The following is a 25,728-nucleotide window of genomic DNA, read 5'->3' as shown; positions in this document are numbered from 1 at the left end:
AGCCCCCTTTTATAGATTTCGTTCTTTCAACAGCGCAAGCATTTCTTTTACAATCTCTTTCATCGCCAGCGTTGACATGACATGGTCTTCCGCATGCATAAGAAGCAACGTAAGATTTGTTTCTTCTCCGCCCGCTTCTTTTTGAATGAGCTGAAAATGAACATCGTGGGCGACGCTTAAATCTTGCTCTGCTTCTTGAATCAGCCGCTCCGCTTCTCCGACCTGTCCGGTCCGGTATTCACGGATGGCTTGGACGATTTTGCTGCGGGCATTGCCGCTATGCAAAATCAACTGGAAAGCGACTTGTTCATTGGTGAGTTGATTGACATCGATTTTTTCCATCTTACTTGTCCCCCATCAATTTCAATGCCTGCTCATACACTTTTTTGCCATCCGCCATCCCATAAGCCACCATGTCAATGACATCGACTGGAATGCCGTATTTTTGCGCTTCTTTTTGCAATTCCTCTTTCAAAAAGCTCATTTGTGGGCCAATAAGAATGACATCGGCTTGGGCCATCTCTTTTTTCGCCTGATCTTGGCCGACCGCCCAAATCTCTGCCTCCTCACCGACGGATTTTGCATACTCCTGCATTTTCGTCACTAGCAAGCTTGTCGACATGCCAGAACTGCACGCCAATAAAATCCGTTTCATGATTCATTCCTCCTCTTTTCATTGAGTAAAATAAATGATATCGTTTTCAATTTAAATTATATACATTTATTTTTATTTGTCTAGTCATTTAATAAAAAAGATTAATATTTTTAAAATCAACCTTTTAATCCTGCAAACAAAAAAGCACGCACGAATCTCTGTGCGCGCCAAACAACTATGCTCTTACGATTGGACAAACGCCGCTGTGTTTACGTCCTGTTGGCACACGGCCAGGCGGTTTTCCGCATGCTTTGCTTCCAAGCAGGGGATGCATCCAAAATTCGAATCTGCCCGCGCCCCTAGGAACGCCTCCGAAAATGCGCATTCATTTGCCCTTTCAACATCCGCTCGCGCAGCTCTTTGGTCATCTCTTGACGGATTTCCCAAGTCGATACCCCTTCTTCGCGCTGATTGGCGATTTTCATCAACTGCTCCACATCGGCGAACGAATATTTGCGGATGCCTTTCGAACGGTCAGGGAACACAAGCTTCCGTTCCTCGTAATAACGAATTTGCCGTTGCGACAGCCCGGTCAGTTCGCTGACAACCCCGATCGAAATGACTTTTTTGTATTTGTAGTGATCTTCTTGCGGATGAGCTGTCATACTCCTCACCTCAATGCGTTATATTTTCTAACGTAATTATACAAAAAATGATGTTAGCTCGTTAACTTTTGTAAATAAAATTAACATATTTTTTAAATTTCCTGTAAATGAGCTTAACACATTTGCTGTACACTGAAGAAAAAGATAGTATGGTAAAGGTAAAAACAGGGAGGGAATCGAATGGGGACATGGATGAGAAGCGCCGTGCGGAAGAAAAAGCAATTTTATATTGAACAGCTCGTACGGTTCGGCTTAGCCGCTGACCGTGATCGGCTTGAAGAATGGACAATGGCCGAACTGCGACGCGAATACGAACGATTCCACCCCGCCCAGACGATCGAAGGAGGACGCCGCCATGGACAAACAAGCGCTCGAACTGGCCAAGCGCATCATTGAGCTCGATCTGGAGCGCGATGCGATGTTTGAGCAACTGATCGCGCTCATCGGCAACCGAGCAGATGAACTGCTTCGATTTTTGCAAAATCGATTGTAAAACGATCGCAAATGAGAAAGTGCCCTGAATTTCTTCACGGGCACCTTTTCTCATCATCATTCTTCAATAGACAGGGTTACATCAATATTGCCGCGGACAGCTTTGGAGTACGGGCACATTTGACCAAGAAGAATGTTGTTCATCATTCAGCCGCACAAGCAACGACCGCAGCAACATCAACAATTCGCTCCACTCTTGATTGGAAAGCCCTACTCGTTTGACAATTTCTTCTGGTATGCATTGTGCCTTTTGTTTGATTTTCTCGCCCTGTTCTGTTAAAACAATGCGCACAACCCGTTCGTCTTCTGGCGATCTCAACCGTTGAACGAGACCATTCTCCTCCATTCTTTTCAACATTGGCGTCAGTGTGCCAGAATCCAAATACAATCGTTTTCCAAGCTCTTTCATCGTTGTCTCCCCTTGTTCCCACAACACGAGCAAAACGAGATATTGCGGATATGTAATCCCTATTTCTTCAAGAAAAGGACGATATAACTTCGTCAATTCACGAGAACAAGCATAAATGGCAAAACAAAGCTGATGGTCTAAACGCAGCGCATGATCGTTTGACACGATTTCTTCCTCCATTTCTTTTCAAGGTTGGACACCTGCCTCCTTCTCCCTACTATATCGATCTCCCTCTTCGTCTGAAACCCGTTGGAGGCTTTCTGAAGGAAGATGATGAAGAAGGCTCCGCCTGTTTCCTTACAGAGGCGAGAGCCTTCCGAAATCAGTGATAAGGGTGGACGTCGCAAAACCGCCCCCTCTTTGTCAACCTAAAGAAAGGACTGTTTTCCACCAGTTTTTTCGTTCAATCAAACGATTTCCTTTGAAAGTTTGCAGCGCCTCTTTGGGTTGCCCCATTCATTCTGCTGCTTTTTGAGAGAAATGTTCGATCGTAACCGTCGTCCCTTGAAGGCGACGAGCAGCCATCACCGCGATCGCGAAAACGAAAGCAAGCATCCAAAACCCATACGCCGAAGAGCCGGTCCACTGCTTCATCACCCCGAGCACGTTCGGCAGCAAAAACCCTCCCAGTCCGCCAGCGGCGCCAATGATGCCCGTCAACAAACCGACTTCTTTCGGAAACCAGGTTGGAACGACTTGGAACAAAGCACCGTTCGCCGCGCCAAAACAAAGGAAAAGAGCAACCATCAATCCGAACAGGACGAAAAGAGACGGCAATGTACCGATGCAAGCCAGCAACAAAGTCCCAGCGGCAAACAACAAGGAAAGAAGCCGCATTCCGCCGATCCGGTCGGCGAGATAGCCGCCAATCGGGCGGATGAAACTGCCCGCAAACACGACGGCGGTGACGAAATCGCCGGCCGTGACTTTACTGACGCCGTATTCATCAAAGAAGAAAATGCCTAAGTATCCCGTCAGCCCGACAAATCCGCCGAATGACAAGCTGTAGAAGAAACAAAACAGCCATGCTTCTTTTCGACGGAGAACGGCTCCGTATTCACGCAACGAAACGGGTTTCACCGCTGTTGGACATTCACGCGCCAGCCAAGCGAATAGAAAAAAGACAACAACTAGCGGGACGAGCGCCAATCCGAACACCGCGTTCCACCCATACGCCTCCGCCAGCCGCGGGCCAAACAGCGTTGCCAGCACCGTCCCGCTGTTTCCGGCCCCAGCGATCCCCATGGCCAGCCCTTGATATTCTTTCGGATACCAGCGGCTCGCAAGCGGCAACGCAACGGCAAAGCTGGCTCCGCCCACCCCTAATAAAAATCCGAGCGCATACACATCCGACATCCGGTCAGCGAACTGCCACCCCCACACAAGCGGCACAGCTGTCACCGCCATGCCAAGCAGACCAGCCCGCTTCCCGCCCCAGCGGTCGGCGAGCATCCCCATCGGAATGCGAAGCAGCGCCCCGCCCAACACGGGAATGGCGACCATCATCCCTTTTTCCGCCGGCGTGAGCGCAAACTGTTCAGCGACAAACACCCCGAGCGCACCAAGCAAGTTCCAAATCATGAAACTAATATCAAAATAGAGAAACGACGACAATAGCGTCGGCGCATGCCCGACGCGCCAAAACGATTTCCTCGCCATCTTCCCCCGACTCCCCCTTGGCACAGAGTGTTTGTTATGTTAAAATGGAAATGAAAGCGATTTCTCCACCTACTTCCCGCCGTATTGCTGGGAAGTTTTTTTCTGCATTCGTGATTCATTGAAAAATTCGGCGATTGACTAGACCCATCACCATAGCGTTCCCCGCTCGCGAACCTTGATGAGTGCGGTTTCCAACTGCTGATGAGAGGCAGAACGATGTTTGAATCTTGATGGCTAATTTCTCCCTAAATCAACAACCGGCCGCACCCGAGCTGCGCACCGCTTAAACGCCGGCATCCGGCAATGCGGATCGAGCTCATCGGACGTGACGTTGTTGATTTGCCCAAGGCCGCTCCAGTGGAATGGGACAAAAATGGTATCCTCGCGAATTTGGTCATTGTAACGGCTGCGGACGACCGCCGCACCGCGCCGCGTTTCAATGCGCACAAGCATCCCTGGGCCGATCCCGTATCGTTTGGCTGTCCTCGGGTGGATCTCGACGGTCGCCTCCGGCTGCCGCGCCGAAAGCGCCGGGCTCCGCCGCGTTTGCGTTCCGCTCAAATAATGAGCAAGCACCCGTCCGGTCGTTAAATAAAGCGGATACCATTCATCCGTCTCCTCTTTCTCCGGCCGAAACGGCAAAACCGCAAACCGAGCCTTGCCGTCCGGATGAGCAAACCGTTCCGTAAACAGTCGAGGAGTCCCAGGATGATGTGCATCGGGGCAAGGCCAGTAGACACGTTCGCGCCGAAGCCGCTCATACGTCACACCGTAATAATCCGCTTTGCCGCCGCGGCTTGCCAGCCGCAGTTCGTTGAAAATCTCTTCGGCTGACGTAAAGGAAAAGCAGCGGCCCTTGCCAAGCTTGTGCGCAATCGCGCATAAAATTTCCCAATCATGTTTCACCTCCCCAGGACGCTTCCGAGCCGCCGGCCGAAAGCACACCCGCCCTTCGACGTTCGTCACCGTGCCTTCGTCTTCCAAATACGACGAAACAGGCAGCACGAGATCGGCCAGCTCGGCTGTTTCGGACAAAAACATATCCGCAACGACAAGAAACTTCAGTTTTTGCATCGCTTTGGCCACAAACGCCGCATTCGGGCTCGAGACGACGGGGTTCGACCCCATGACCAACAGCCCGGTGATCTCGCCCGCATCGATCTTTTGCATCATTTCATATGCTGACACCCCCTTTCGCGGCAGCTCATCCGGCGAAATGCCCCATATGTTCGCAATATACCGGCGGTGTTCCGGATGCTCAATGCTTCGGTAGCCCGGCAGCTGATCGGCTTTTTGTCCATGCTCGCGGCCGCCTTGTCCGTTTCCTTGCCCAGTGATCGATCCAAAACCCGAACCGGGACGGCCGATTTTCCCTGTCGCCAATACGACATTCATCCAGTGTCTGACCGCCGCATAGCCGTCCGCCTGCTGCTCCAAGCCGCGCGCCGTGAGCACGATCGCATCGGCCGCCTCCCCGTACTTTCGCGCCGCCAAGCGAATCTTCTCTTCCGGCACGTCAGTCAGCCGGACGATCTCATCCATCTCCACTGCTTCTATGTGCTGTTTCCATTCGGCAAACCCAACCGTCCGCTCGCGCACAAACGCTTCATCGATATATCCTTCGTCAAGCAGCACTTTCCCGATGCCGACGGCCAGCGCCGCATCCGTTCCGGGCTTGAGCGGCAGGTGCAGATCCGCCAACGCCGCCGTTTTCGTTTCCCGCGGATCCACCACGATGATAAAAGCGCCGTTTTTCTTCGCTTCATAAAAATACGGCATCAACGTCGGCTGGCATTCGGCGATATTGGTCCCAGCCAAAATGATCGTCTGAGCGAGCGGAATATCGGACAGTGGATTCGTCAACCCGCGGTCAAGACCGAATGCGTCGTTCATGGCCGCTGCGGCTGCCGACATGCAAAAGCGTCCGTTGTAGTCGATGTGCCGCGTCTTGAGCGCCACGCGGGCAAATTTTCCAAGCAAATACGCCTCCTCGTTCGTCAAGGATCCGCCGCCGTAAACGGCAAACGCATCAACTCCATCTTCCTTCTGAATGGAGATGATTCGTTCCGCGATCAGCGAAAGCGCCTCCTCCCAACTTACCCGCACAAACCGGCCGTCCACTTTCGCAAGCGGAACCAACAGCCGCTCGGGATGCAAAGCGTGCTGGTGGGCGTTCATCCCCTTTAAACAAAGGCGGCCGTTGGACGTCGGGTTGTCGGTCGGGACCGCCTTGTAGCGGCGCCGCTCTACAATCCGCTCCTCCACCAGCTGAAGCGTGCACTGGACGCTGCAAAACGGACATTGCGTCGCGGCCGCCGTTTCCGACGCCCGTTCTTTTTCCTTGGCGCGAAAGTAGCGCAGCAATTCATTCGTCATCGTCATTCACCCGTTTCCTGCAACTCGACATATACACAGCCGTCTTCCACAGCCACGCGGTACGTTTTGACACACCCTTCATCCGGCGCCTGCGCCTGACCGTCTCTTAAGCAAATTTTCCAATCATGAAGCGGACAAAACACATACTCGCCGCTGACAATGCCTTGCGACAGATCACCTCCTTTATGCGGACAGCGGTTTTCAACGGCAAATACTTGATCGTCACCCGTCCGGAACAACGCCAGCTCACGATTCCCGACCCGCACGCATTTTCCGAGCCGCTTCGGCAGCTGTTCCAATGTTCCCACTTCTACTCTCATCATCACTTGATCCTCCTCGCATGGATGCATAGTCAAAGGCCAGCCTGTTGGGCAGCCTCTTTTCTCTCCGCTGAAACGCTGGATAAGGCTGGGCGGCGGAAGCAACCGGCTTTTTTGCCCGCCCATCTTTCCGTTCGCCCGCCGTCATCCCCCTTCATTTCACCGGCACCGGCTCTTTGTCGCCGATATCGCGGAACAACAGTTGCTGCAGTCTCTCGTTTTCGACGATTTCCCGCCACGGATCTTTTGTCGCCGAAAGAGCTTTGTGAAGCCGCTCAAGCAGCGCGCGGCGCGTTTCCACATCGAACAGCACTTCGCGGATATGCTCAAGCCCAACGCGCTCGACCCATTTGGACGTCCGTTCCAAATAATGCGCGGACTCGCGGTAATATTGCAAAAAAGCGCCGGTCATCTCGATCACTTCGTCTTCCGTCTTGACCGTGCAAAGCAAGTCAGCTGCACGCAAATGGGTGCCGCCGTTGCCGCCGACATAAATCTCCCATCCGCCCTCGACGCCGACGATGCCGACATCTTTAATGCCCGATTCCGCGCAGTTGCGCGGGCAGGCGGAGACGGCCATTTTCACTTTATGCGGCGTTTTCAGCCGCTCAAATGTTTGTTCCATCCGAATGCCAAGCCCGGTTGAATCTTGCGTGCCAAAGCGGCAAAACTGCTTGCCGACGCACGTTTTCACCGTCCGCAGCGCCTTGGCGTAGGCGTAGCCTGACGGCATGCCGAGATCGGCCCAAATGCGCGGCAAATCTTCTTTTTTCACCCCAAGCAAGTCGATGCGCTGCCCGCCTGTGATCTTAATCATCGGCACGTTGTATTTTTCCGCGACATCGGCGATGTTCCGCAGCTGCTCGGCTGTGGTCACCCCGCCGTATATGCGCGGCACAACGGAGTACGTGCCATCGGCCTGGATGTTGGCGTGCAGCCGTTCATTGACAAACAAAGATTCCGCTTCTTCATCGTACTCACCCGGATACAACATGCCCAGGTAATAATTGAGCGCCGGACGGCATTTGGAACAGCCTTCCTCGTTTTTCCATCCCAATACGCTCATGACTTCTTTGACCGTCATCAACCGTCTTTGTTCGATGGCCTCGAGCACTTCCTCACGGCTTAGGTCCGTGCAGCCGCAGATCGTTTCTTTCACCGCATACCGATTCGCTTCCTCGCCGAGCATATGCTCAAGCAGCTCGGCGACAAGCCCTTTACACCCGCCGCATGAGCGGGACGCGTTCGTATAGTCGCGCACCTCGGCGACCGTCTTGAGCCCGTGTTCGGCGATCGCCTGACAAATCGCGCCTTTTGTCACCCCGTTGCAGCCACAGACGACATCGGTATCCGCCATCGCCGCCACAAGGCTTCCTTTTCCTCCCGATGAAGCCGGCGCCAATAACGAAAGAGAAAGCGCCTCAACCGAATCGCCGCGCTGGATCATATCGAACAGCTTTCGACCTTCGCTCGTATCGCCAAACAGCACCGCCCCAACGATTTTCCCTTGGCGAACGACGACTTTCTTGTACACCGAGCGCGCTTCGTCATACAGTTTGATCGACTCCGTCCCTTCGCCATCCATAAATTCACCAGCCGAGAACACGTCGACACCGGACACTTTCAGCTGAGTCGCAACGACAGATCCTTCATACGGCTTTCCTTTTCGGCCGCAAATCGCCTCTGCCAGCACTTTCCCCTGCTCATAAAGCGGAGCGACGAGCCCATACACAACACCGCGATGTTCCGCGCATTCACCGACCGCGTAAATGTGCGGCACGCTCGTTTCCAAGTAGTCATTGACAACGATCCCTCGATTCACTTCAATGCCGCTTCTCCGCGCTAAATCAACATTCGGACGAATACCGACCGCCATCACCACCAAGTCGGCGGCAATGGACGTACCGTCCTTAAACCGCACTCCCTCCACACGGCCGTTGCCGAACAATTCGGCCGTCTCCTTGCGAAGCAAAACGTTCATCCCTTGTTTCTCCAGCTCCCGCTGCAGCAGCTTCGAAGCGGTCGGATCAAGCTGGCGTTCCATCAAATAGTCGAAAATATGGATGACATCGACATCCATTCCTAAGTGAAGCAGGCCGCGCGCCGCCTCCAAGCCAAGCAAGCCGCCGCCAATGACCGCCGCTTTTTTGTACGTCTTCGCATATTCGATCATCCGCTCGCAATCTTGGATATCGCGAAACGCCGTCACCCCGGGCAAATCCGCCCCCGGCACCGGCAAGATAAACGGATTCGACCCTGTCGCGAAAATCAATTCATCGTATTCGACTACCCGCCCACGGTCGGTCCGAACAAGCCGCCGCTTGATGTCGACTTCCGTCACCGTTTCGCCGGCAAACAGCCGAATGCCGTTTCGTTCGTACCATTCCCAACTGTTCAACGTAATGTCATCAAGGCGCGTATCTCCTTGCAGCACCTTCGACAACAAAATGCGGTTATAATTCGGATGCGGTTCGCTGCCAAAAATCGTGATCTCAAACGCCTCGCGGTCAAGTTTTAAAATCTCCTCGATGCAGCGAACCCCCGCCATGCCGTTGCCGATTAACACGAGTTTTCGTTTCATATCGTCATCCCTCCATACTTCTTGTCATCGATGCAGCCAAAGCCGGATCGTCATCACCAGCATCTCCCATAATCCGACCGTTCTTGTTTTCATCACCCTCACATTCCCCCTTTGCCTTGGTTGTGCCCATCATATCACGTCAAACATGAAGCATGTATTTTTTATGTAAGTTTATATAACACACTTTTAACAAAAAACATGAATAATCGCATGAAAAATCAGAGTAATATACGTATTTGTTGGAACCATGTAACTTTTTATCACATAAAGAAGCGACCTTCCGCTTGATGGAGCGGAGGCCGCTTCTTGTTTGGAGGGTGCTTTATTAGGGGGATCATCAGTGAATCGGACGGGATTCCAGCAGTTCATCGATGATGCGCGCGTAGTGGTCAATGCGCCGCTCCAGCTCCTCCATCTGCCGCTCAAGGCGGGTGACGTATTGACGGAAGGTCATCGGAGCGCCGAATCGCTGTTCGAGCCGCTCTTCGATTTTCTGCCGCTCGCCGTGGACAGAGACGAAGATGCGCATCTCGCGGCCGAACACTTCGCGGACGGTTTCACTGATGAGTTCGCCGTATCTTGTTTGCAGCCATTCACATTGAATGTCGTTGAGGCATTCAATGATGAGCCAATCGTCATCCACCGTCGCCGACGTCGAGGCAAACCACGTGTCAAACGACGGGCCGGGCAGCTTTTGCGCAAGCTTCGTTTTCACTTGCTCCCAAAGATGATGCTCCTTCACACTGTCACCTCCTTTCATCTACTCTCTTGGCTGCCATACATGTTCGCGCAATTTCGCCCGAATGTCATCCGGAATCGGCTCGGGCCGCCCGGTGTCAAAATTGAAATTGACATACACCGACCGCCCTTTCGCGCAGACCACACCGTTTTGATGAATTTCTTCATAAATCGTAAGGCTTGTGTTGCCGATGCGTTCAATGCCGGTATACACGGTCACATCTTGCCCATAATACATTTGGTTGACATAATCGACTTCCATGCGGATGATCACCATTCGCCAACGTTTGAATGACAAATCAGGCGTAAACAGCTTGAAAATTTCATGCCGCCCCGCTTCAAACCAAACGGGCACGGTCGTATTGTTAATATGGCCGACGCCGTCCGTCTCCGAGACGCGCGGCGTAATGACAGTCGTAAACATAAACGCTCCCCCTCAACAGAACCGGAATCTTCTTTTGTCGAATTTAGGCGACTGATGTATATGGGTTCGCTCCACGATGCGGAAATTCCTGCTTCACCATCAAGAAAACGTGAAAAACGTCACCCCTTGAGCGGAAGGGGGATCCAACCTGAGGAGCGAGACCCTATTTCCAACAGCCAAAGAAAAAACAGGAGCCTGAAGCAGCCCCTGTTTTTGTGTTCTCACTTGTTGTTCGGTTCCATGATCGTCCCGGCAAACGCTGCTTGATAAATCGCGCGGATGTCGGCTTCCAAAAGCGGCATCGGGCTGCGGGCGAGCAGCCGTTTTTGCTGGACGGCGTCTTTCGTCAGACTTTCTAATGCGCTTTCCGGAATGCCAAAACCGCCGAGCGTCTTCGGAATGCCGACATCGGCGACGAGGCGCTCGAGCTCCTCGACGCAGCGGTGCGACGCCTCCTCCTCTGATAAAAAGCTCGAGTTGCCACCGAGGGCGTTTAAGATATCAGCCATTCGTTTCGTGCAGCTTTGGCGAATGTAGCCCATCACATATGGCAAGAGCACGGCATTTGATTCGCCATGGGCGATATGAAACTGTCCGCCAAGCGGATAAGCGAGCGCATGCACGCCGGCCACCCCGGCGTTGAAAAACGCCAAACCGGCCAGGTAGCTGCCGTTCGCCATATCGGTGCGCGCCTGTTTGTCCGTTCCGTTTTCCACCGCTTTGCGCAATGAGCGAGAAATCAGGCGCATGGCGGCGATGGCCAACCCATCCGATGTCGGGCTCGCGTTGACCGACACGTACGCTTCAACCGCATGGGTAAGCGCATCAATGCCCGTCGCCGCCGTCACCCGCGGCGGGACGGAAACCGTAAGCTGCGGGTCGACGATCGCCACATCCGCCAACAAATAATCATGCGTCACGACGTCTTTCGTCGTTTCTAAGGACAACACGGAGATGTTCGTCACCTCCGACCCGGTGCCTGATGTCGTCGGAATCAATATTTTCGGCAATCCTTTTTTCTCAAGTGTTCTCGTTCCAGTTAAGTTTAAATAATCGGCGACCGAACCTTCATGCACGGCCAAAACAGCGGCCAGTTTCGCCAAATCCAGCGCGCTGCCGCCGCCGACCCCGATGACGAGATCAAACTCTCCGTCGCGGACAAACGCCACCGCCTTTTCCCCCGTTTCAAGCGGCGGCTCCGGCACAACATCCGTATACACATGCACGCTGCACCCTGCTTGCCGGAGCGGAGATGCCACTTGCTCGACGAGGCCGAGTTTTTCAAGCGCTGGATCGGTGATCACCAACACGTGTTTTGCCCCAAGCCTTTTTACTTCTGGAACTAACTGGCCAAGCGCCCCCCAGCCGACATGGCTGAGCGGTGGAAAGACGATGCGGGATGCGGTCATGGTTTTCTCTCCCCCTTATTCAACATTTTTTCGGAAGAATGAACGCGTTTTCTTTCCATTCCGCATAACCAAACTCCTATGCTCGCCAAGCTTCCTCGAGCTCCCGCTTCAGCTCTTCGACAAGCTCCGCCGCCGGAAGCTCCCGCGCCAGCCGATATCCCGTCCCGGCCCAAAGCGACATTCCCTCCGGGTCGCCCGCCTTGGCGGATGCGGCGCGCAGCGGCTTCGTCATATGGTGCACATGCGGATACGCCGCCGGCGCCATGGCGCGATACTCCGCCATAAACCGGTTCACAAGCCCGCGCGCCGGCCGGCCGGTAAACGCCCTCGTCACGGCCGTCTCCACAAACCGCGGATCGGCAAGCGCCTGTTTATGAAGCGGGTGCGCCCCGCTTTCCGGGCAGCGCAAAAACGCCGTCCCGAGCTGCACCGCGCTCGCCCCGGCTTTAAGAGCCGCCGCAATGCCGCGCCCATCCATGATCCCGCCCGCCACCACAAGCGGAACCTGAACCGCCGCCCGCACTCGGGCCAGCAGCGGAAACAACTCAAGCGCCTCATCCTGTTCCGGATCGTTGCCAAACGACGCCCGATGCCCGCCCGCTTCCGCCCCTTGCACACAAAGCGCATTCGCCCCAGCTTCGGCTGCCATTTCAGCTTCCTCCACCGCCGTGACCGTCACGATCACAAACGATCCCGCCTTTTGCAAGGCGGCGATCACTTCTTTGTCCGGGCAACCAAATGTAAAGCTCACAACCGGCACTCGCTCCTGAAGAAGCACATCAAGCTTCGCCGCCCAGTCGTCGTCCTCCCATTTCGGCTCGCCGACTGACGCCCCAAGCCGCTCCGCCTCGGATTCGAGCACGGCGCGGTAGCGTTCGAGCGCCTTTTCATCCACTGTTTTATCCCCCGGCACAAACACATTCACCCCAAACGGCCGGTCCGTCAACGTCCGCAGCTTGTGAATTTCCTTCCTCATGGCCTCCGCTGTCTTGTACCCGCCGGCCAAAAAACCAAGCCCTCCGGCGTTCGACACCGCCGCCGCCAGTTTAGGCGTCGACACTCCGCCAGCCATCGGGGCTTGGATGATCGGGATGGGAAGTGTAGAGAACATACGTATCTCCCTTCTTTCGGCTAAAACCGTTTTGCCCCTCTCCTATTTTTTCGCGCTTCGTGCTCGGATTTCCTCCCCCTTTGTCGAATCAATCTTTACGCCGACTATGTCTTTTGCACGCTCCATGAACGACAGCTGTCCGGCCAACGCGGCGCGTTTTCAACATCTCACATACATATGGTAAGAACAGGTGTTATCCGTTGTTCAATCAATCGATCGAAACATAAAGCGAACAATACGATCCATGCCTAATCGCTGTCACCTGACGTCCAATAAACAGGCTGTTTGTTCATGATTTGTCCCTTTACTCAATATCCTTTAACAAACGGCTGGCCACTTCGATAAACGTTTTGCCATCCTCAAACGAAAAATAGCGCATGCTGTTTTCATGAACAAGTTCTTCGATTTTTGCCCATGTCTCCGTATCGCGGCGATGGTGGATGCGTTCGAGCTTCTCTACTTCCAGCTTCAAGGCACGAACCACCCACTCCGGTTCATCCGCTAGAAATCGCAAAAACTGTTCTTCTAATTGAGCATTGTAAAACGTCTGATTGTAATACGAGTCAAAGAAATATTGAAGATGTTCGAATTCTTTTCGAATGTCCATGTTTCATCTCCACCTTTCAAGTTCTCCTTTCGACAAACGTGGCGGGTCATCCTGCCTTATTGCTTGATCAAACAAAAAACTCCCCAAACCATCCACTGGTTTAGGGAGTTTATCGTCACGGCCGAAACACCTTTAACCGTTTCGCCAGTTCTTTCGTACGCGGATATACATCGCGATAAATCGCAAACAGCTCTTTGTATTTCGCCGCCGCATCCGGCCGCGGTTCGACGATGGAATCGACTTGTTTGAACGCGTCGGCGCATTCCTTGAGCGAATCAAACCAGCCGACGCCGCAGGCGGCGATCATCGCGGCGCCCAGTCCCGGCCCTTGTTCGTTTTTCAGTTTTTCCACCGGGATGCCGAAAATATCGGCTTGGATTTGCAGCCACTCAGCGCTTTTCGCCCCGCCGCCGATCGAGACGACCGAATCGATCGTTTTGCCGCTCGCTTTGATGATCTCCACCGACTCGTTGAGCGAGAACGTAATGCCTTCGATGACCGCGCGGGCGAAATCCCATTTCGTCTGCGCCGAATCAATGCCGACAAACGACCCGCGAATATCGGCGTCCGCATAAGGCGTCCGCTCGCCGACCAAATATGGCGTAAACAACAAGCCGTTGGCGCCAATCGGCGACTCGGCAGCGCGCTGGACGATCTCGGCAAACGGCACGTCCTCGGCAAACGTCCGCTTCCACCAGTCAAAGCTGTAGCCCGCCGCCAGCGTCACCCCCATAATATAGTAGGCGTTCGGCTCGGCATGGTTGAAGTAATGCACTCGTCCAGCGAAATCTTTTTCCCCGCTTTGTTCATAGGCAAGCACAACGCCGGATGTGCCGATGCTTGACATCATCTTCCCTTCCGCCAAAATGCCGGCGCCCACCGCGCCGCAAGCGTTGTCCGCCCCGCCGGCGAACACGTTCACCGATGCCGGCAGCCCGGTCTGTTCCGCCACCTCCGGACGCAGCGTCCCGACCCATGCCGTCGCCTCAACAAGCGGCGGGCAAAGCGAAAGGTCGACATCCACCGCCCGGGCGATCTCCTCGCTCCACGTTTTCGTTTTGATATCCAACAGCAGCGTCCCCGCCGCATCCGATACATCCATCGCCATGTGCCCGGTCAAGCGGAAGCGGACATAATCTTTCGGCAACAAAAACACCCGCGCCCGCTCATACAGCTCGGGTTCATGGTTTTTCACCCACAACAGTTTTGGCAGCGTAAACCCTTCAAGCGCCTCGTTTTTTGCGATCGAAAGCAACGTCTCTCGACCGACTTTCGCTTCAATTTCCCGGCACTCGGCTGTCGTTCTCGTGTCATTCCATAAAATCGCGTTGCGCACGACGTTCCCGTCGCCATCAAGTAGCACAAGCCCGTGCATTTGCCCAGAAAAACTCAAGCCCACAATCGACTCTGGGGAAATGCCCGCGGTCTCCCAAACGCGGCGCAACGCCGTAATCGTCTTCTCCACCCAATCGTCCGGGCGCTGCTCACTATAGCCGGAATGAGGCTGGTAGAGGGGATAGGACTCGGTCCATTCCCCTCTGACTTGCCCATTGCGGTCGACAAGCAACACTTTCACCGCACTTGTTCCTAAATCGACGCCAATGACATATTCCACGCTCATCCCTCTTTCACGAACGAGATCCACTCGGCGCGCTGACTTCGAGCAAATATTGATTCAGCAACGTTTTCAAGCGCTCAAGACGTCCGGACGTATTGCGAATGTCGCCGAGCTGCAAGGCATACTCCTCGAGTTTTTTGAAATCGGCCGTTCCTTCGACAATTTCGCGGCCAATGCCTTCCGTATAGCTTTTGTACCGTTCTTCGATGAACTGTTCAAACACGCGGTCTTCCAACAATCGATGCGCGACTTTTAAGCCGATCGCAAAGCTGTCCATCCCGGCGATATGAGCGTAGAACAAGTCTTCCGGTTCGAACGAGCCTCTTCGCACTTTCGCGTCAAAGTTCAAGCCGCCGCGTCCAAGGCCGCCGTTTTGCAAAATTTCGTACATCGCCAGCGTCGTCGCATACAAGTCGGTCGGGAATTCGTCCGTATCCCAGCCAAGCAGCGTATCGCCTTGGTTGGCATCGACCGAGCCCAACATGCCATGAATGCGGGCGACGCGCAGCTCATGCTCAAACGTATGCCCGGCCAATGTCGCATGGTTCGCTTCAATATTGAATTTGAAATGATCTTTCAGCCCATACGTCTGCAAGAACGCCAACGCCGTCGCCACGTCAAAGTCATATTGATGCTTCGTCGGTTCTTTCGGTTTCGGCTCGATCAAAAACTGGCCGTCAAAGCCGATTTCTTTCGCATAGTCAACCGCCATGTGCAAGAAGCGGGCCAAATTGTCAAGTTCGAGCTTCATATCTGTGTTCAAAAGCGTCTCATAACCTTCCCGGCCGCCCCAAAACACGTAGTTTTCCGCCCCGAGCCGTTTGGCGATCTCGAGCCCTTTTTTCACTTTCGCCGCCGCATAGGCGAACACATCGGCGTTGCACGACGTCGCCGCCCCGTGAACGAAGCGCGGATGGCTGAACAAATTCGCCGTATTCCACAGCAACTTCGTTTTGCTTGTTTTCATGTACTCTTCAATCATATCAACGATTTCATCCAAGTTTTTATACGTCTCGCTGAGCGTTTCCCCTTCTGGCGCAATGTCGACGTCATGGAAGCAGAAAAACGGAACGTTCAGCTTTTCAAACAGCTCAAACGCCGCCTCCACGCGCGCCTTCGCCAGATCCATGCCGCTGTACTTATTCCATGGACGAATCATATTGCCGACGCCAAACGGATCCGACCCATCCCCCGTAAACGTATGCCAATAGGCCACTGAAAAGCGCAAATGCTCCTCCATTGTTTTGTCGCCGACTTTTTCTTCCGGATTATAAAACTTAAACGCCAACGGATTGCGCGACTCCGGTCCTTCATATGGAATGGTGCCGACATTCGGGAAGTATGCCATATTCAAGTCCTCCTTCTGAAATAAGCAAGAATGATTGGCTTTAGTTTCATTATAACGCTTTCATATTTGTTTGTCTATCATATAAACAAAGTATTCTCACCTGTAAAACCACAACTATGTTGGTTGAAGTTTTACAGGGGGGATGGGCATACGATCCCCCACACTCTAGATGTTACCGTTTTTTATTACGTAATGCTTTACATCCCGACACTTGTTATGATGACTTTCTGTTTCCACAACTGCTTTCAGATTTTAAAATTCAACTTAGTCAACACTAAATCGATACCTTGTCATCGACACCTGCTCCTTGTCAGCCGGCAATACGATCGACGGAAACTGCGGATGGTGAACCGCATCCGGCAGCCCTTGCGTTTCTAAGCAAATGCCGAGATATTTCCGCGACGGCACGCCGCCCAAATCCAACCCTTCCGGCAACTGGTTCGACGTGTACACGACGACGCCGACTTCATCCGTCTCGACGGTCAATATCCGCCCACTCTCTGGATCGGAAAGCACAATCTCTTTGTCATGATGCCGGTCGAGCCAAAACGGATGGTCATAGCCCCCGCCAACGAGTTCGATTTGCGGATGCCCGGATTCGACCGCCTCCCGTATCGTCTTTCCTTGCCGCAAATCAAACGGCGTGCCGGCGACATCCAAGACGCGGCCTGTCGGAATCAACTCCTCATTCAGCTCCAACACACGGGAGCTTTGGATGGTCAGCGTGTGATCCAAAATATCACGCTTGCCGTTGCCGCTCAAGTTAAAATACGTATGGTTCGTCAAATTGACGAGCGTCGTTTTGTCCGAACGAGCCCGGTACGTGACGGTCCATTCGTTGTTATTATTGAGCCAATACGCTACTTGAACATGAACCGTTCCCGGATATCCCTCCTCCCCGTCCGGGCTTGTGTACGAAAAGACGATCCCAACCGCATCATCGCGCTGAACCGGTTCCGCCTGCCAAAGCACACGATGGAATCCGTTCGGGCCGCCGTGCAAGTGGTTGTTGTTCTCATTTTTCGCCAACCGGTACGTGACGCCATCAAGCTCAAAACTCGCCCCTTGAATGCGCCCCGCCACCCGGCCGATCACCGCCCCAAAATAAGGAGCGTTGGTTAAATACGGTTCAAACCGGCCAAACCCGAGCACGACATTTTCGATCTTGCCGTTCCGGTCGGGAACGCGGATGTCCGTCACGATGCATCCGTAGTTTGTCGCCGACAGTCCCATGCCGCGGTCGTTTGTCAAGGTGAATAAGAACACGTCGTTTCCATTCCATTCGGACCACTTTTCGTATGTAATGTTCATCTCGATTCTCCTCCTTTATGAGCTGTCACTACTATTGAAAACGCTTTTAAAATTAACCACCTCTCCTCCCTAGTTTATTTCAAATCCTTTTTAAAGGATCCGAAAACAATTTGACCTTACAACTACATGTTTTACGTAGATTATATTATATATTGTACGTATAACTTTTAACTTAATTGTACCATTGTGTATATTTTTTTCAATACAAAATTCAAAAAATTAAGAAATATTTTTGTCCAACTCAAATTGATGCTAAAAGATGTCCATATAACTTCTCCCGCGTTGATTGCTTTGGTTAAACATTAGAGATCACCTCCTCTATTGATTGCCAACTTTTACATAAAAATACTTGATGGAAAACAAGGACATGAACCCTTCTTCCAGCCCATGCCCTTGATGTCGTGCCATATGGATTTACACGCTGGTTTAATCTTACCGCCCCCGCCAAAACACTTCGTTCCATTTTAGTTCATTTTTGAAGGACGAGACGGACGTATGTTCATTGATCACGACGCATTCAATGCCCGCCATTTCCGCAAAGTCTTGCAGCTGTTCTGTTGTAACCGCAAATGAGAAGCACGTATGGTGGGCGCCGCCAGCTAAAATCCATGCTTCAGCGGAGTCGCGGAGCGACGGGCGAGGCTTCCATAAAATGCGGGCGACTGGTAATTTCGGCATGTCGTGTTCCGGTTTCACCGCATCGACTTCATTGACGATGAGTCGGAAACGGTGCCCTAAGTCGATCAATGACGCGTTGACCGCCGCACCCTCGCCGCCGTCAAACACAAGACGGGCCGGATCTTCTTTTCCACCGATCGAAAGCGGATGGACTTCGATGCGCGGCCGGGTTGCGGCAATCGTCGGGCATACTTCGAGCATATGCGCGCCAAGAATCAGTTCGTTGCCCGGCTCAAGGTGGTACGTGTAATCTTCCATAAATGACGTCCCTTTTCCATCAGCCATCACTTTCATTAGCCGGACAAGCGCAGCCGTTTTCCAGTCTCCCTCGCCTCCAAAACCGTATCCTTCCGCCATGAGTCGCTGAACGGCAAGTCCCGGGAGCTGCTTCATCCCATGCAAGTCCTCGAACGTCGTCGTGAAAGCGGTAAAGTTCCCATCCTGCAAAAAGGCTTTCAGCCCGAGTTCAATCCGCGCCTGTTCACGAATTGATTCGCGAACGGGCCCTTCTTGGCGGCCGGCGGGCACAATGTCATATAGCTCCTCGTATTCATCGAGCAACTCATTCACTTTTTGTTCGGAAACATCGCGGATGGATTGGACTAAATCCCCGATGCCATAGCCGTTGACCGACCAACCGAATTGGATTTGCGCTCCGACTTTATCCCCTTCCGTCACTGCCACTTCACGCATGTTATCGCCGAAACGGGCAACTTTAAGATGTCGGCTTTCCGCAAAGGCGACGGCCGTCCGCATCCATTTCGCCAGCCGCTCGCGGACTTCTGGGTCTTCCCAATGACCAACGACCACTTTCCGGGCAACTCCCATTCTCGCACCGATAAATCCGTATTCTCGGTCACCGTGAGCTGATTGGTTTAAGTTCATAAAGTCCATATCGATGCTGTCCCACGGAATATCACGGTTAAACTGGGTGTGAAGATGCAATAACGGTTTTCTCAACTCCAAAAGGCCGCCAATCCACATTTTCGCTGGCGAGAACGTATGCATCCATGTGACAACGCCGGCACATTGTTCGCTCGCATTCGCCTCAAGGCAAACGCGCCGGATTTCCTCTGGCGTCGTGACGACCGGTTTCAAAACGAATGGGAACGGAAATACCGAATCGCGATTCCATTCATTGACCATGATTCTTGAATGTTCTTCGACTTGTTTTAACGCTTCTTCTCCGTACAAGTGCTGACTTCCTGTCACAAACCAAAATTCATAAGGACGTAATGACAGCATCATTGCTCCTCCCCGTTCACGATAAAGTCATAGATTCTTTCGCCGCTCGTGCGGTTTCTTTCCAATGTTTAAGCCGTTTCATGACATCGTTTTCCCCACGGCCGAAGTAGTCATGCAACTTCGTATATTCTTGGTACAACTGCTCGTACATCGCGACATTCTCCGGAATCGGTTTGAACGTCTCTTCACGCACTTTTCCCATGTTTCGCGCCGCCTCAACGATTGATTCATAACCGCCGTTCTCTTTGCCGGCCGCGACCGCCGCGAACATGGCAGCCCCCACTGCCGGGGTTTGCTTCGACGCCGCGATTTTGATCTCGCGGTTGGTCACATCGGCATAAATTTGCATGAGCAGCTTATTTTTTTGCGGCAATCCGCCGCATGCGTACAATTCGTCAACCTTGACACCGTTTTCAACGAAAGCATCGATAATTTTGCGTGTGCCAAAGGCCGTTGCTTCAAGCAATGCGCGGTAAATCTCTTCTGGTTTTGTCAGCAGTGTATATCCGACGATGAGCCCGGTTAAATCGGTATCGACCAACACGGAGCGGTTGCCGTTCCACCAGTCCAACGCGAGCAGCCCGGTTTCCCCCGGACGATAGGCAGCAGCGCGCTTTTCCAGCCACTCATGGACACTAACTCCTTCTTTTTCCGCTGCTTCTTTCACATAAGCCGGGACGCCTTGTTCAACATACCAAGCGAAAATGTCGCCGACCGCTGACTGCCCGGCTTCATAGCCGAAATATCCTGGAATGATGCCGTCTTCCACAACGCCGCACATGCCTTCGACATATTTTTCTTCCGTGCCAAGCAACATGTGGCAAATCGATGTTCCCATCGCCATCACCAGCTTGCCGGGCTCGACAACCCCGACGCCTGGTACGGCCGCATGGGCATCGACATTTCCGACGGCAACGGCTGTTCCCGGAAGGAGGCCCATCATAGCGGCCATTTCATTGGTCAGCACACCTGCTCTCGTACCAAGCGGAACGATCGGGCCGCGCAGTTTCGTTTCTGTTAAGTGTTCCAGCCGCGGGTCGAGCGCCCGGAAAAACTCCTTGCTTGGATAGCCGTCCTGTTTATGCCAAATGGACTTATAGCCCGCCGCACAGCTATTCCGGACGATATTGCCGGTCATTTTGAAAATGACCCAATCAGTCGCCTCGAGGAAAAGATCAGTTTGTTCGTAAATCTCCGGATCTTCGTTTAGAATCTGCCAAATTTTCGCAATCATCCATTCGGATGAAATTTTTCCGCCGTATCTCGGCAAAAATGCTTCGCCTCGTTTGGCCGCAATTTCATTGAGCAAGTTCGCCTCATCTTGAGCGGCATGGTGCTTCCACAATTTCACCCAACTGTGCGGACGGTTCCTGAATTCTGGCTTTAGACAAAGCGGCTCGCCAGAAGCATCGACCGGCAGCATCGTGCATGAAGTAAAATCAATGCCGACCCCGATCACATCAGCTGGGTTGACCCCAGACTTTTGCAATACCGTTGGAACAGCGGTCGCCAATACTTCAATATAATCAGCCGGGTGTTGCAGCGCCCAGTCTGGCTCGAGTTGTACGTTCGATTCTGGCAATACTTCATCAATAACTCCGTGGGGGTACGGAGTGACATGGTCCGCAATTTCGTTTCCTTCTAGATCAACGAGAACGGCTCGTCCCGATTCGGTGCCATAGTCAATGCCAATGACATACTTTTTCCCCATCTCGGTCTCCCTCCCTTTACTGCCCATAGTAAGCGTTTGCGCCATGCTTGCGCAAATAGTGGCGATCAAGCAACGTTTGGCTGATCGGCTTTGCATTTGGATTGAGCATGTACGTTCTTGCCGCCATTTTCGCCACTTCTTCCAAGACAACGGCATTATGAACCGCGTTCGCTGGATCTTTCCCCCAAGCAAACGGTCCGTGGCCGTGCACCAAGACACCTGGCATTTGCAGCGGATCGAGAAAACGAAACGTTTCCGTAATGACCTTTCCGGTCTCTAGTTCATAAGCTCCTTGAATTTCTTCATTGGTCATCGGACGAGTGCATGGAATTTCCCCATAAAAATAGTCCGCGTGCGTCGTCCCTAATACTGGAATTCCTTTTCCAGCCTGCGCCCAAATCGTCGCCCAAGTCGAATGGGTGTGAACAACTCCACCGATACCAGAAAATTTTTTATACAACCAGAGGTGGGTCGGGGTGTCCGACGACGGTTTTAAGTCCCCTTCCACCACATTTCCAGTTAAATCCACGACCACCATATCATCAATGGTCAGCTTGTCATACGCCACTCCACTTGGTTTAATGACAACCAACCCGCGCTCCCGATCAATCCCGCTCACATTTCCCCACGTAAATGTCACGAGGCGGTATTGCGGGAGCTGCAGGTTGGCCTTTAATACGGCTTGTTTCAACTCCTCAAGCATTGGCTCCCACTCCCTATGAAAAAACTCCTCACCTCCATTATACTATTGTACGTACAATTTTTCTATAATTTTTTTGATATCTCATACATTTTTTAAATTTCCTTTGTTGAGTTACGGACAATTAGCTCCGGTCGATAAATGATATCGCCAATTTTATCGACTGATCGTTGTTCGATCATTTGAATGAGCATCTCAGCCGCTTGAACGCCCATTTCTGTTTTCGGATGGCGAATCGTCGTCAATTTCACCTCCGTCGCTGTCGCAAATGTAGAGTCATCAAAGCCAACGATCGAAATGTCATCGGGAACCGATAACCCTTGTTGGCGAATGACTTCAAGAAGCAAAATCGCCAGCTCATCGTTGTAGCACACAAAGGCTGTCGGGCGCTCCTCTTTCGGCCGTTGCAAAAACTCCCGCGCCACCTCAAGCGGCTTTGTCCATTTCTCCTCTGTTGCGTAGGAAAGAAGATACTCCGTGGCCACAGGCACCTCGTGTTGCTGATGGGCGCGAATAAAGCCGCGCAAACGATCCACCCCTTGCAAATCGTCGGTTTTAAAGAAACCAGCAATCCGGCGGTGCCCTAAACGAATGAGATGGTCGGTCAATAAAAATCCTCCCTGCTCGTCGTCCATTTTGACGCATGGACAGCTCACTTCCAAATAGCGGGCATTGATCATCACGTACGGAATATGGAGGTTATTGAGCGACAAGTAGTAGCCCAAATTTGGATTTCCTTGCGCGCTTTTTGTCGGTTCGATGATCAGTCCGCTTAATGGCTCCCGAATCATCTCCTCAAGCTGCTCTTTCTCTCTCTGTTTATCGTTATTCGTGCTGGCAAGCAAAAGACGGTATCCTTTCTCCCGCAGCGTCTCCTCCGCCCCTCGGACGATATGGGGAAAAATATAATCGGAAATATAGGTCGTCACGATCCCGATCGTTTTCGTATCCACCTGTTCTTTCGGCTTCGGCCGGGACACAAATGTGCCGCTCCCTTGGATTTTGTACAGCCATCCTTCCTTCTCGAGTTCCCCTAGCGCCTGCCGAACCGTATGTCGGCTTAGTTGAAACTGGTTGGCGATTTCGTGCTCGGTTGGAATTTTCTCATCCGGCTTCATTTGTCCGGAAATGATCCAAGATAAAATTTCTTGTTTTAATTGCAGATATTTAGGCAGCGTTTTCTCCTTCATAGTCCACCTCAACGATAAAATAATGAGATACAAATTAATTTTATTATACCCGTGGTGCTAGATAAACTTGATCAAGCATAAAAATAGCCCTTGCTGGCGGATCTCCAGTAGAATGAAAGTGTCACCCAACATTCGAAAGGAGAGATCCCCCATGCAAGAGCACTTTCATTTTACTACAGATCCAGCCAAACTTCAAAAACAATATGCCGCTATTTTCTGTTTTGTTTCTGCCCAACTGTCGTTGATTCAAATGTATCTTCATCGCCGCAACCGTCACTTGGTCAAGCAAGAAGACGAAGTGGTCATGGCGGTTCACCTTTTGGGGAAGCTGCTGGGCTTTTCTTCCGAACGAGCCTGGCATCGTTTTGTCACGGGAAATTTGTTCACAAATGGCTCGTTTCTTGAACGCTCCCGATACAACCGCCGCTGCCGGGCGCTTGGTTTCGCCATCAAATGGATCCGTCATGAGCTGGCGAAACGTGGCCAACACCATGCTTATGCGGTCGTCGACAGCTTGCCTCTTCCGTTGTGCCATCCCGTGAGAATGCAGCGCGTCAAGCGATTTCGAGGGATCGCGGATATGGGGTATTGTGCTTCCAAAAAGCAATGGTACTACGGTTTCAAGCTGCATCTTCAAGTGACCAATCAAGGGCTGGCCATGGGCTATGTCGTGACGGAAGCGTCCTGCCACGACGTCAAAGCCGCTGAAACGGTGATGACTCAAATCCCTCATCCCTACAACTTTGGGGACAAAGGGTACATCAGCCACGCTCTTCGAGAAAAGCTGTACGAAGAACACCAAGTCGCGTTCTGGACACCGTCTCGACACAATCAAAAGCACGGCCCATCCAAGGCATGGGAAGAATGGATCCAAAAAAAACGCAAAGTCATCGAGACGGTGTTTTCGATTCTCGTAGACCAATACCGGATCACCGACATTCGAGCGAATTCCATGGCCGGGTTTGAAGTGGCACTCGATGGCATCTTGTTGGCTTATTCCTTGGTCACACTAGGGCTGGTTGAGCGCTGACGCTCAACTAGCACCACGGGTTTTATTATAACAGTTTTTATTTGTCCGTATCATTATTCTAAAAGCAAGCAGCGGAAAGAATGAAACATGAGGGAACTTGTACACGCTCTTTTTCGAGTGAAAGGGAACGATGGAGAAAACGCTTCAGTCTCCAAAACCACTTGAAATACGACTCGGCATATGGATCATAGAACCGATCGCACTCTTTCCGAGCATAAAGTCTTGCATCCATCTTTTGACCATTTGACAAAAAAGCCAAGCAATGCGCTTGGCCCTTCGCTTTCGCATTAAGCAGCTTTATTTTTGTTGTAAATATCAAAAGCCACAGCAATAAGCAATACAAGCCCTTTGATGGCCTGTTGCCAGTCAATACCGAGCCCCAGCAAGGACATCCCGTTATTCATTACGCCCATGACTAGACCGCCGATGATCGCTCCGCTAATCGTGCCGATTCCTCCATAAGCGGATGCGCCTCCAATAAAGCACGCCGCAATGGCATCGAGCTCAAACAAGTTCCCCGCTTTCGGCGTCGCAGCGTTGAGGCGAGCGGCAAAAATCAATCCGGACAAAGCGGCCAACACGCCCATGTTGACAAACACCCAAAACGTGACACGTTTCGTTTTAATCCCGGACAATTGCGCAGCCTTCTCATTACCACCAATCGCATAAATATGGCGGCCGACGACCGTCCGGTTCGCCACAAAGGAATAAGCAATGATCAACGCAACCAAAATCACTAGAATCGTCGGAATTCCTTCATACGTCGCTAAAATATAAGTAAAAATCATGATCACAGCGGCAATCACAGCCAGCTTCAAGGCAAACATCGCCGCAGGGGTGACCGCAAACCCATATTTTTTCTGACTGTTTCGTTTTCTCCATTCCAGTACAACAAATAAGAGAGAAGCGGCGAAACCGATCACAATGGTGAACAGATGGATCTCTCCTCCATGAAATACGTCAGGGAGAAACCCAGAACTCATATTTTGGAATGTTTTCGGAAACGGGGCGATCGACTGTCCTTCCAAAATAACCATCGTCAATCCTCGGAACAGCAACATCCCTGCTAATGTAACAATGAATGATGGAATTTTTACGTACGCCACCCAAAATCCTTGCCATGCGCCAATCAAGGCTCCGAGCAATAAACAAATGAGCACCGTCAACCATACTGATGCATGGTGCTGAACCATCAGAATGCCGGCCAATGCCCCGACAAAAGCTGCCACCGATCCGACGGACAAATCAATATGTCCGGTGATAATGACAAGCATCATGCCAACAGCCAGCACCAAAATATAACTGTTTTGCAAAATCAAGTTTGTAATATTTAATGGCCGCAACAAAATGCCTCCAGTTAACACTTGGAACAATAACATAATCAAAATGAGAGCGATGACCATACTGTAACTTCTCATATTGTTTTTGATCATCTGCTTCAACGATAACTGCTGACTTTCTGTAGACCGCTTTGGAGAATGTTGTGCTGTTTTTTGCATTAGTGCTCCCAT

The 25,728-nt window shown here is 52.1% G+C and carries 24 protein-coding genes; 3 read left to right on the top strand and 21 right to left on the bottom strand.

All coding sequences use genetic code 11. The features are described from left to right. Positions 1-9: 9 nt before the first annotated feature. The 3 genes from ACVX3G_RS11000 to ACVX3G_RS10990 all read right to left on the bottom strand — a co-directional run bounded on the left by ACVX3G_RS11000 (position 10) and on the right by ACVX3G_RS10990 (position 1,260). A complete protein-coding gene (locus tag ACVX3G_RS11000) occupies positions 10-342 on the bottom strand; it encodes a PTS sugar transporter subunit IIA (RefSeq protein ID WP_014195963.1) in 333 nt (110 codons plus the stop codon). 1 nt (position 343) lies between these two features. Beyond that, a complete protein-coding gene (locus ACVX3G_RS10995) occupies positions 344-655 on the bottom strand; it encodes a PTS sugar transporter subunit IIB (RefSeq protein ID WP_011231349.1) in 312 nt (103 codons plus the stop codon). Positions 656-954: 299 nt separating this feature from the next. Next, complete coding sequence (locus ACVX3G_RS10990) at positions 955-1,260, bottom strand: MerR family transcriptional regulator (protein ID WP_011231350.1); 306 nt, start codon at positions 1,258-1,260, stop codon at positions 955-957. 180 nt (positions 1,261-1,440) lie between these two features. Between ACVX3G_RS10990 and ACVX3G_RS10985 the strand changes: the two genes are divergently transcribed. Both ACVX3G_RS10985 and ACVX3G_RS10980 read left to right on the top strand, forming a co-directional pair. Further along, positions 1,441-1,656 (top strand): Fur-regulated basic protein FbpA, encoded by a 216-nt coding sequence (locus tag ACVX3G_RS10985; RefSeq protein WP_014195964.1) that lies wholly within the window; start codon positions 1,441-1,443, stop codon positions 1,654-1,656. Further along, on the top strand, positions 1,616-1,753 hold the full coding sequence (locus tag ACVX3G_RS10980) for a hypothetical protein (protein ID WP_011231352.1): 138 nt from the start codon (positions 1,616-1,618) through the stop codon (positions 1,751-1,753). The genes ACVX3G_RS10985 and ACVX3G_RS10980 overlap by 41 nt, the downstream gene beginning before the upstream one ends. A gap of 81 nt (positions 1,754-1,834) precedes the next feature. On the opposite strand, the gene ACVX3G_RS10975 is transcribed toward ACVX3G_RS10980, so the two are convergent. The 17 genes from ACVX3G_RS10975 to ACVX3G_RS10895 all read right to left on the bottom strand — a co-directional run bounded on the left by ACVX3G_RS10975 (position 1,835) and on the right by ACVX3G_RS10895 (position 23,187). Then, positions 1,835-2,341, bottom strand: a complete 507-nt coding sequence (locus tag ACVX3G_RS10975; RefSeq protein WP_014195965.1) for a MarR family winged helix-turn-helix transcriptional regulator — start codon at positions 2,339-2,341, stop codon at positions 1,835-1,837. Between the two features lie 276 nt (positions 2,342-2,617). Beyond that, positions 2,618-3,820 carry a nitrate/nitrite transporter gene (locus ACVX3G_RS10970; protein ID WP_014195966.1) on the bottom strand — a complete coding sequence of 401 codons (1,203 nt, stop codon included), beginning with the start codon at positions 3,818-3,820 and terminating at the stop codon, positions 2,618-2,620. A 234-nt stretch (positions 3,821-4,054) separates the two neighbouring features. Further along, positions 4,055-6,202 (bottom strand): assimilatory nitrate reductase catalytic subunit NasC, encoded by a 2,148-nt coding sequence (nasC, locus tag ACVX3G_RS10965; RefSeq protein ID WP_014195967.1) that lies wholly within the window; start codon positions 6,200-6,202, stop codon positions 4,055-4,057. Further along, positions 6,199-6,519: a nitrite reductase small subunit NirD gene (gene nirD, locus ACVX3G_RS10960; protein ID WP_014195968.1), complete on the bottom strand. Its 321-nt coding sequence runs from the start codon at positions 6,517-6,519 to the stop codon at positions 6,199-6,201. Before nirD ends, nasC begins: the two co-directional genes overlap by 4 nt. A gap of 151 nt (positions 6,520-6,670) precedes the next feature. Beyond that, positions 6,671-9,097 carry a nitrite reductase large subunit NirB gene (nirB, locus tag ACVX3G_RS10955; protein WP_014195970.1) on the bottom strand — a complete coding sequence of 809 codons (2,427 nt, stop codon included), beginning with the start codon at positions 9,095-9,097 and terminating at the stop codon, positions 6,671-6,673. 337 nt (positions 9,098-9,434) lie between these two features. Then, complete coding sequence (locus tag ACVX3G_RS10950) at positions 9,435-9,839, bottom strand: DnaA N-terminal domain-containing protein (RefSeq protein WP_014195972.1); 405 nt, start codon at positions 9,837-9,839, stop codon at positions 9,435-9,437. 18 nt (positions 9,840-9,857) lie between these two features. After that, positions 9,858-10,259, bottom strand: coding sequence for an acyl-CoA thioesterase (locus ACVX3G_RS10945; protein WP_014195973.1), 402 nt, complete (start codon positions 10,257-10,259; stop codon positions 9,858-9,860). Between the two features lie 221 nt (positions 10,260-10,480). Then, positions 10,481-11,668, bottom strand: coding sequence for an iron-containing alcohol dehydrogenase (locus ACVX3G_RS10940; protein ID WP_014195974.1), 1,188 nt, complete (start codon positions 11,666-11,668; stop codon positions 10,481-10,483). A gap of 76 nt (positions 11,669-11,744) precedes the next feature. Then, a complete protein-coding gene (locus ACVX3G_RS10935) occupies positions 11,745-12,779 on the bottom strand; it encodes a nitronate monooxygenase (protein ID WP_014195975.1) in 1,035 nt (344 codons plus the stop codon). Between the two features lie 304 nt (positions 12,780-13,083). Then, on the bottom strand, positions 13,084-13,386 hold the full coding sequence (locus tag ACVX3G_RS10930; protein ID WP_014195976.1) for a hypothetical protein: 303 nt from the start codon (positions 13,384-13,386) through the stop codon (positions 13,084-13,086). A 115-nt stretch (positions 13,387-13,501) separates the two neighbouring features. Then, entirely contained in the window at positions 13,502-15,001 is a 1,500-nt protein-coding gene (xylB, locus tag ACVX3G_RS10925; protein WP_014195977.1) for a xylulokinase, read from the bottom strand. Between the two features lie 13 nt (positions 15,002-15,014). Beyond that, positions 15,015-16,352: a xylose isomerase gene (xylA, locus tag ACVX3G_RS10920; RefSeq protein ID WP_014195978.1), complete on the bottom strand. Its 1,338-nt coding sequence runs from the start codon at positions 16,350-16,352 to the stop codon at positions 15,015-15,017. 264 nt (positions 16,353-16,616) lie between these two features. Beyond that, positions 16,617-17,663, bottom strand: coding sequence for an aldose epimerase family protein (locus tag ACVX3G_RS10915; protein WP_014195979.1), 1,047 nt, complete (start codon positions 17,661-17,663; stop codon positions 16,617-16,619). 432 nt (positions 17,664-18,095) lie between these two features. Then, positions 18,096-19,586 (bottom strand): L-arabinose isomerase, encoded by a 1,491-nt coding sequence (gene araA / locus ACVX3G_RS10910; protein WP_014195981.1) that lies wholly within the window; start codon positions 19,584-19,586, stop codon positions 18,096-18,098. A 16-nt stretch (positions 19,587-19,602) separates the two neighbouring features. Beyond that, on the bottom strand, positions 19,603-21,297 hold the full coding sequence (locus ACVX3G_RS10905) for a ribulokinase (RefSeq protein ID WP_011231394.1): 1,695 nt from the start codon (positions 21,295-21,297) through the stop codon (positions 19,603-19,605). A 16-nt stretch (positions 21,298-21,313) separates the two neighbouring features. Continuing rightward, positions 21,314-22,000 (bottom strand): L-ribulose-5-phosphate 4-epimerase, encoded by a 687-nt coding sequence (araD, locus tag ACVX3G_RS10900; protein WP_025038918.1) that lies wholly within the window; start codon positions 21,998-22,000, stop codon positions 21,314-21,316. A 92-nt stretch (positions 22,001-22,092) separates the two neighbouring features. Then, positions 22,093-23,187, bottom strand: coding sequence for a GntR family transcriptional regulator (locus ACVX3G_RS10895; RefSeq protein WP_011231396.1), 1,095 nt, complete (start codon positions 23,185-23,187; stop codon positions 22,093-22,095). A gap of 151 nt (positions 23,188-23,338) precedes the next feature. Between ACVX3G_RS10895 and ACVX3G_RS10890 the strand changes: the two genes are divergently transcribed. Then, positions 23,339-24,217 (top strand): IS982-like element ISGsp1 family transposase, encoded by an 879-nt coding sequence (locus ACVX3G_RS10890; protein ID WP_014195983.1) that lies wholly within the window; start codon positions 23,339-23,341, stop codon positions 24,215-24,217. 287 nt (positions 24,218-24,504) lie between these two features. On the opposite strand, the gene mmsB is transcribed toward ACVX3G_RS10890, so the two are convergent. Next, positions 24,505-25,728 carry a multiple monosaccharide ABC transporter permease gene (gene mmsB, locus ACVX3G_RS10885; protein ID WP_014195985.1) on the bottom strand — a complete coding sequence of 408 codons (1,224 nt, stop codon included), beginning with the start codon at positions 25,726-25,728 and terminating at the stop codon, positions 24,505-24,507.

Source organism: Geobacillus sp. PLS 41, from assembly GCF_056494105.1.
This window is presented reverse-complemented; position numbering and strand designations above follow the sequence as displayed.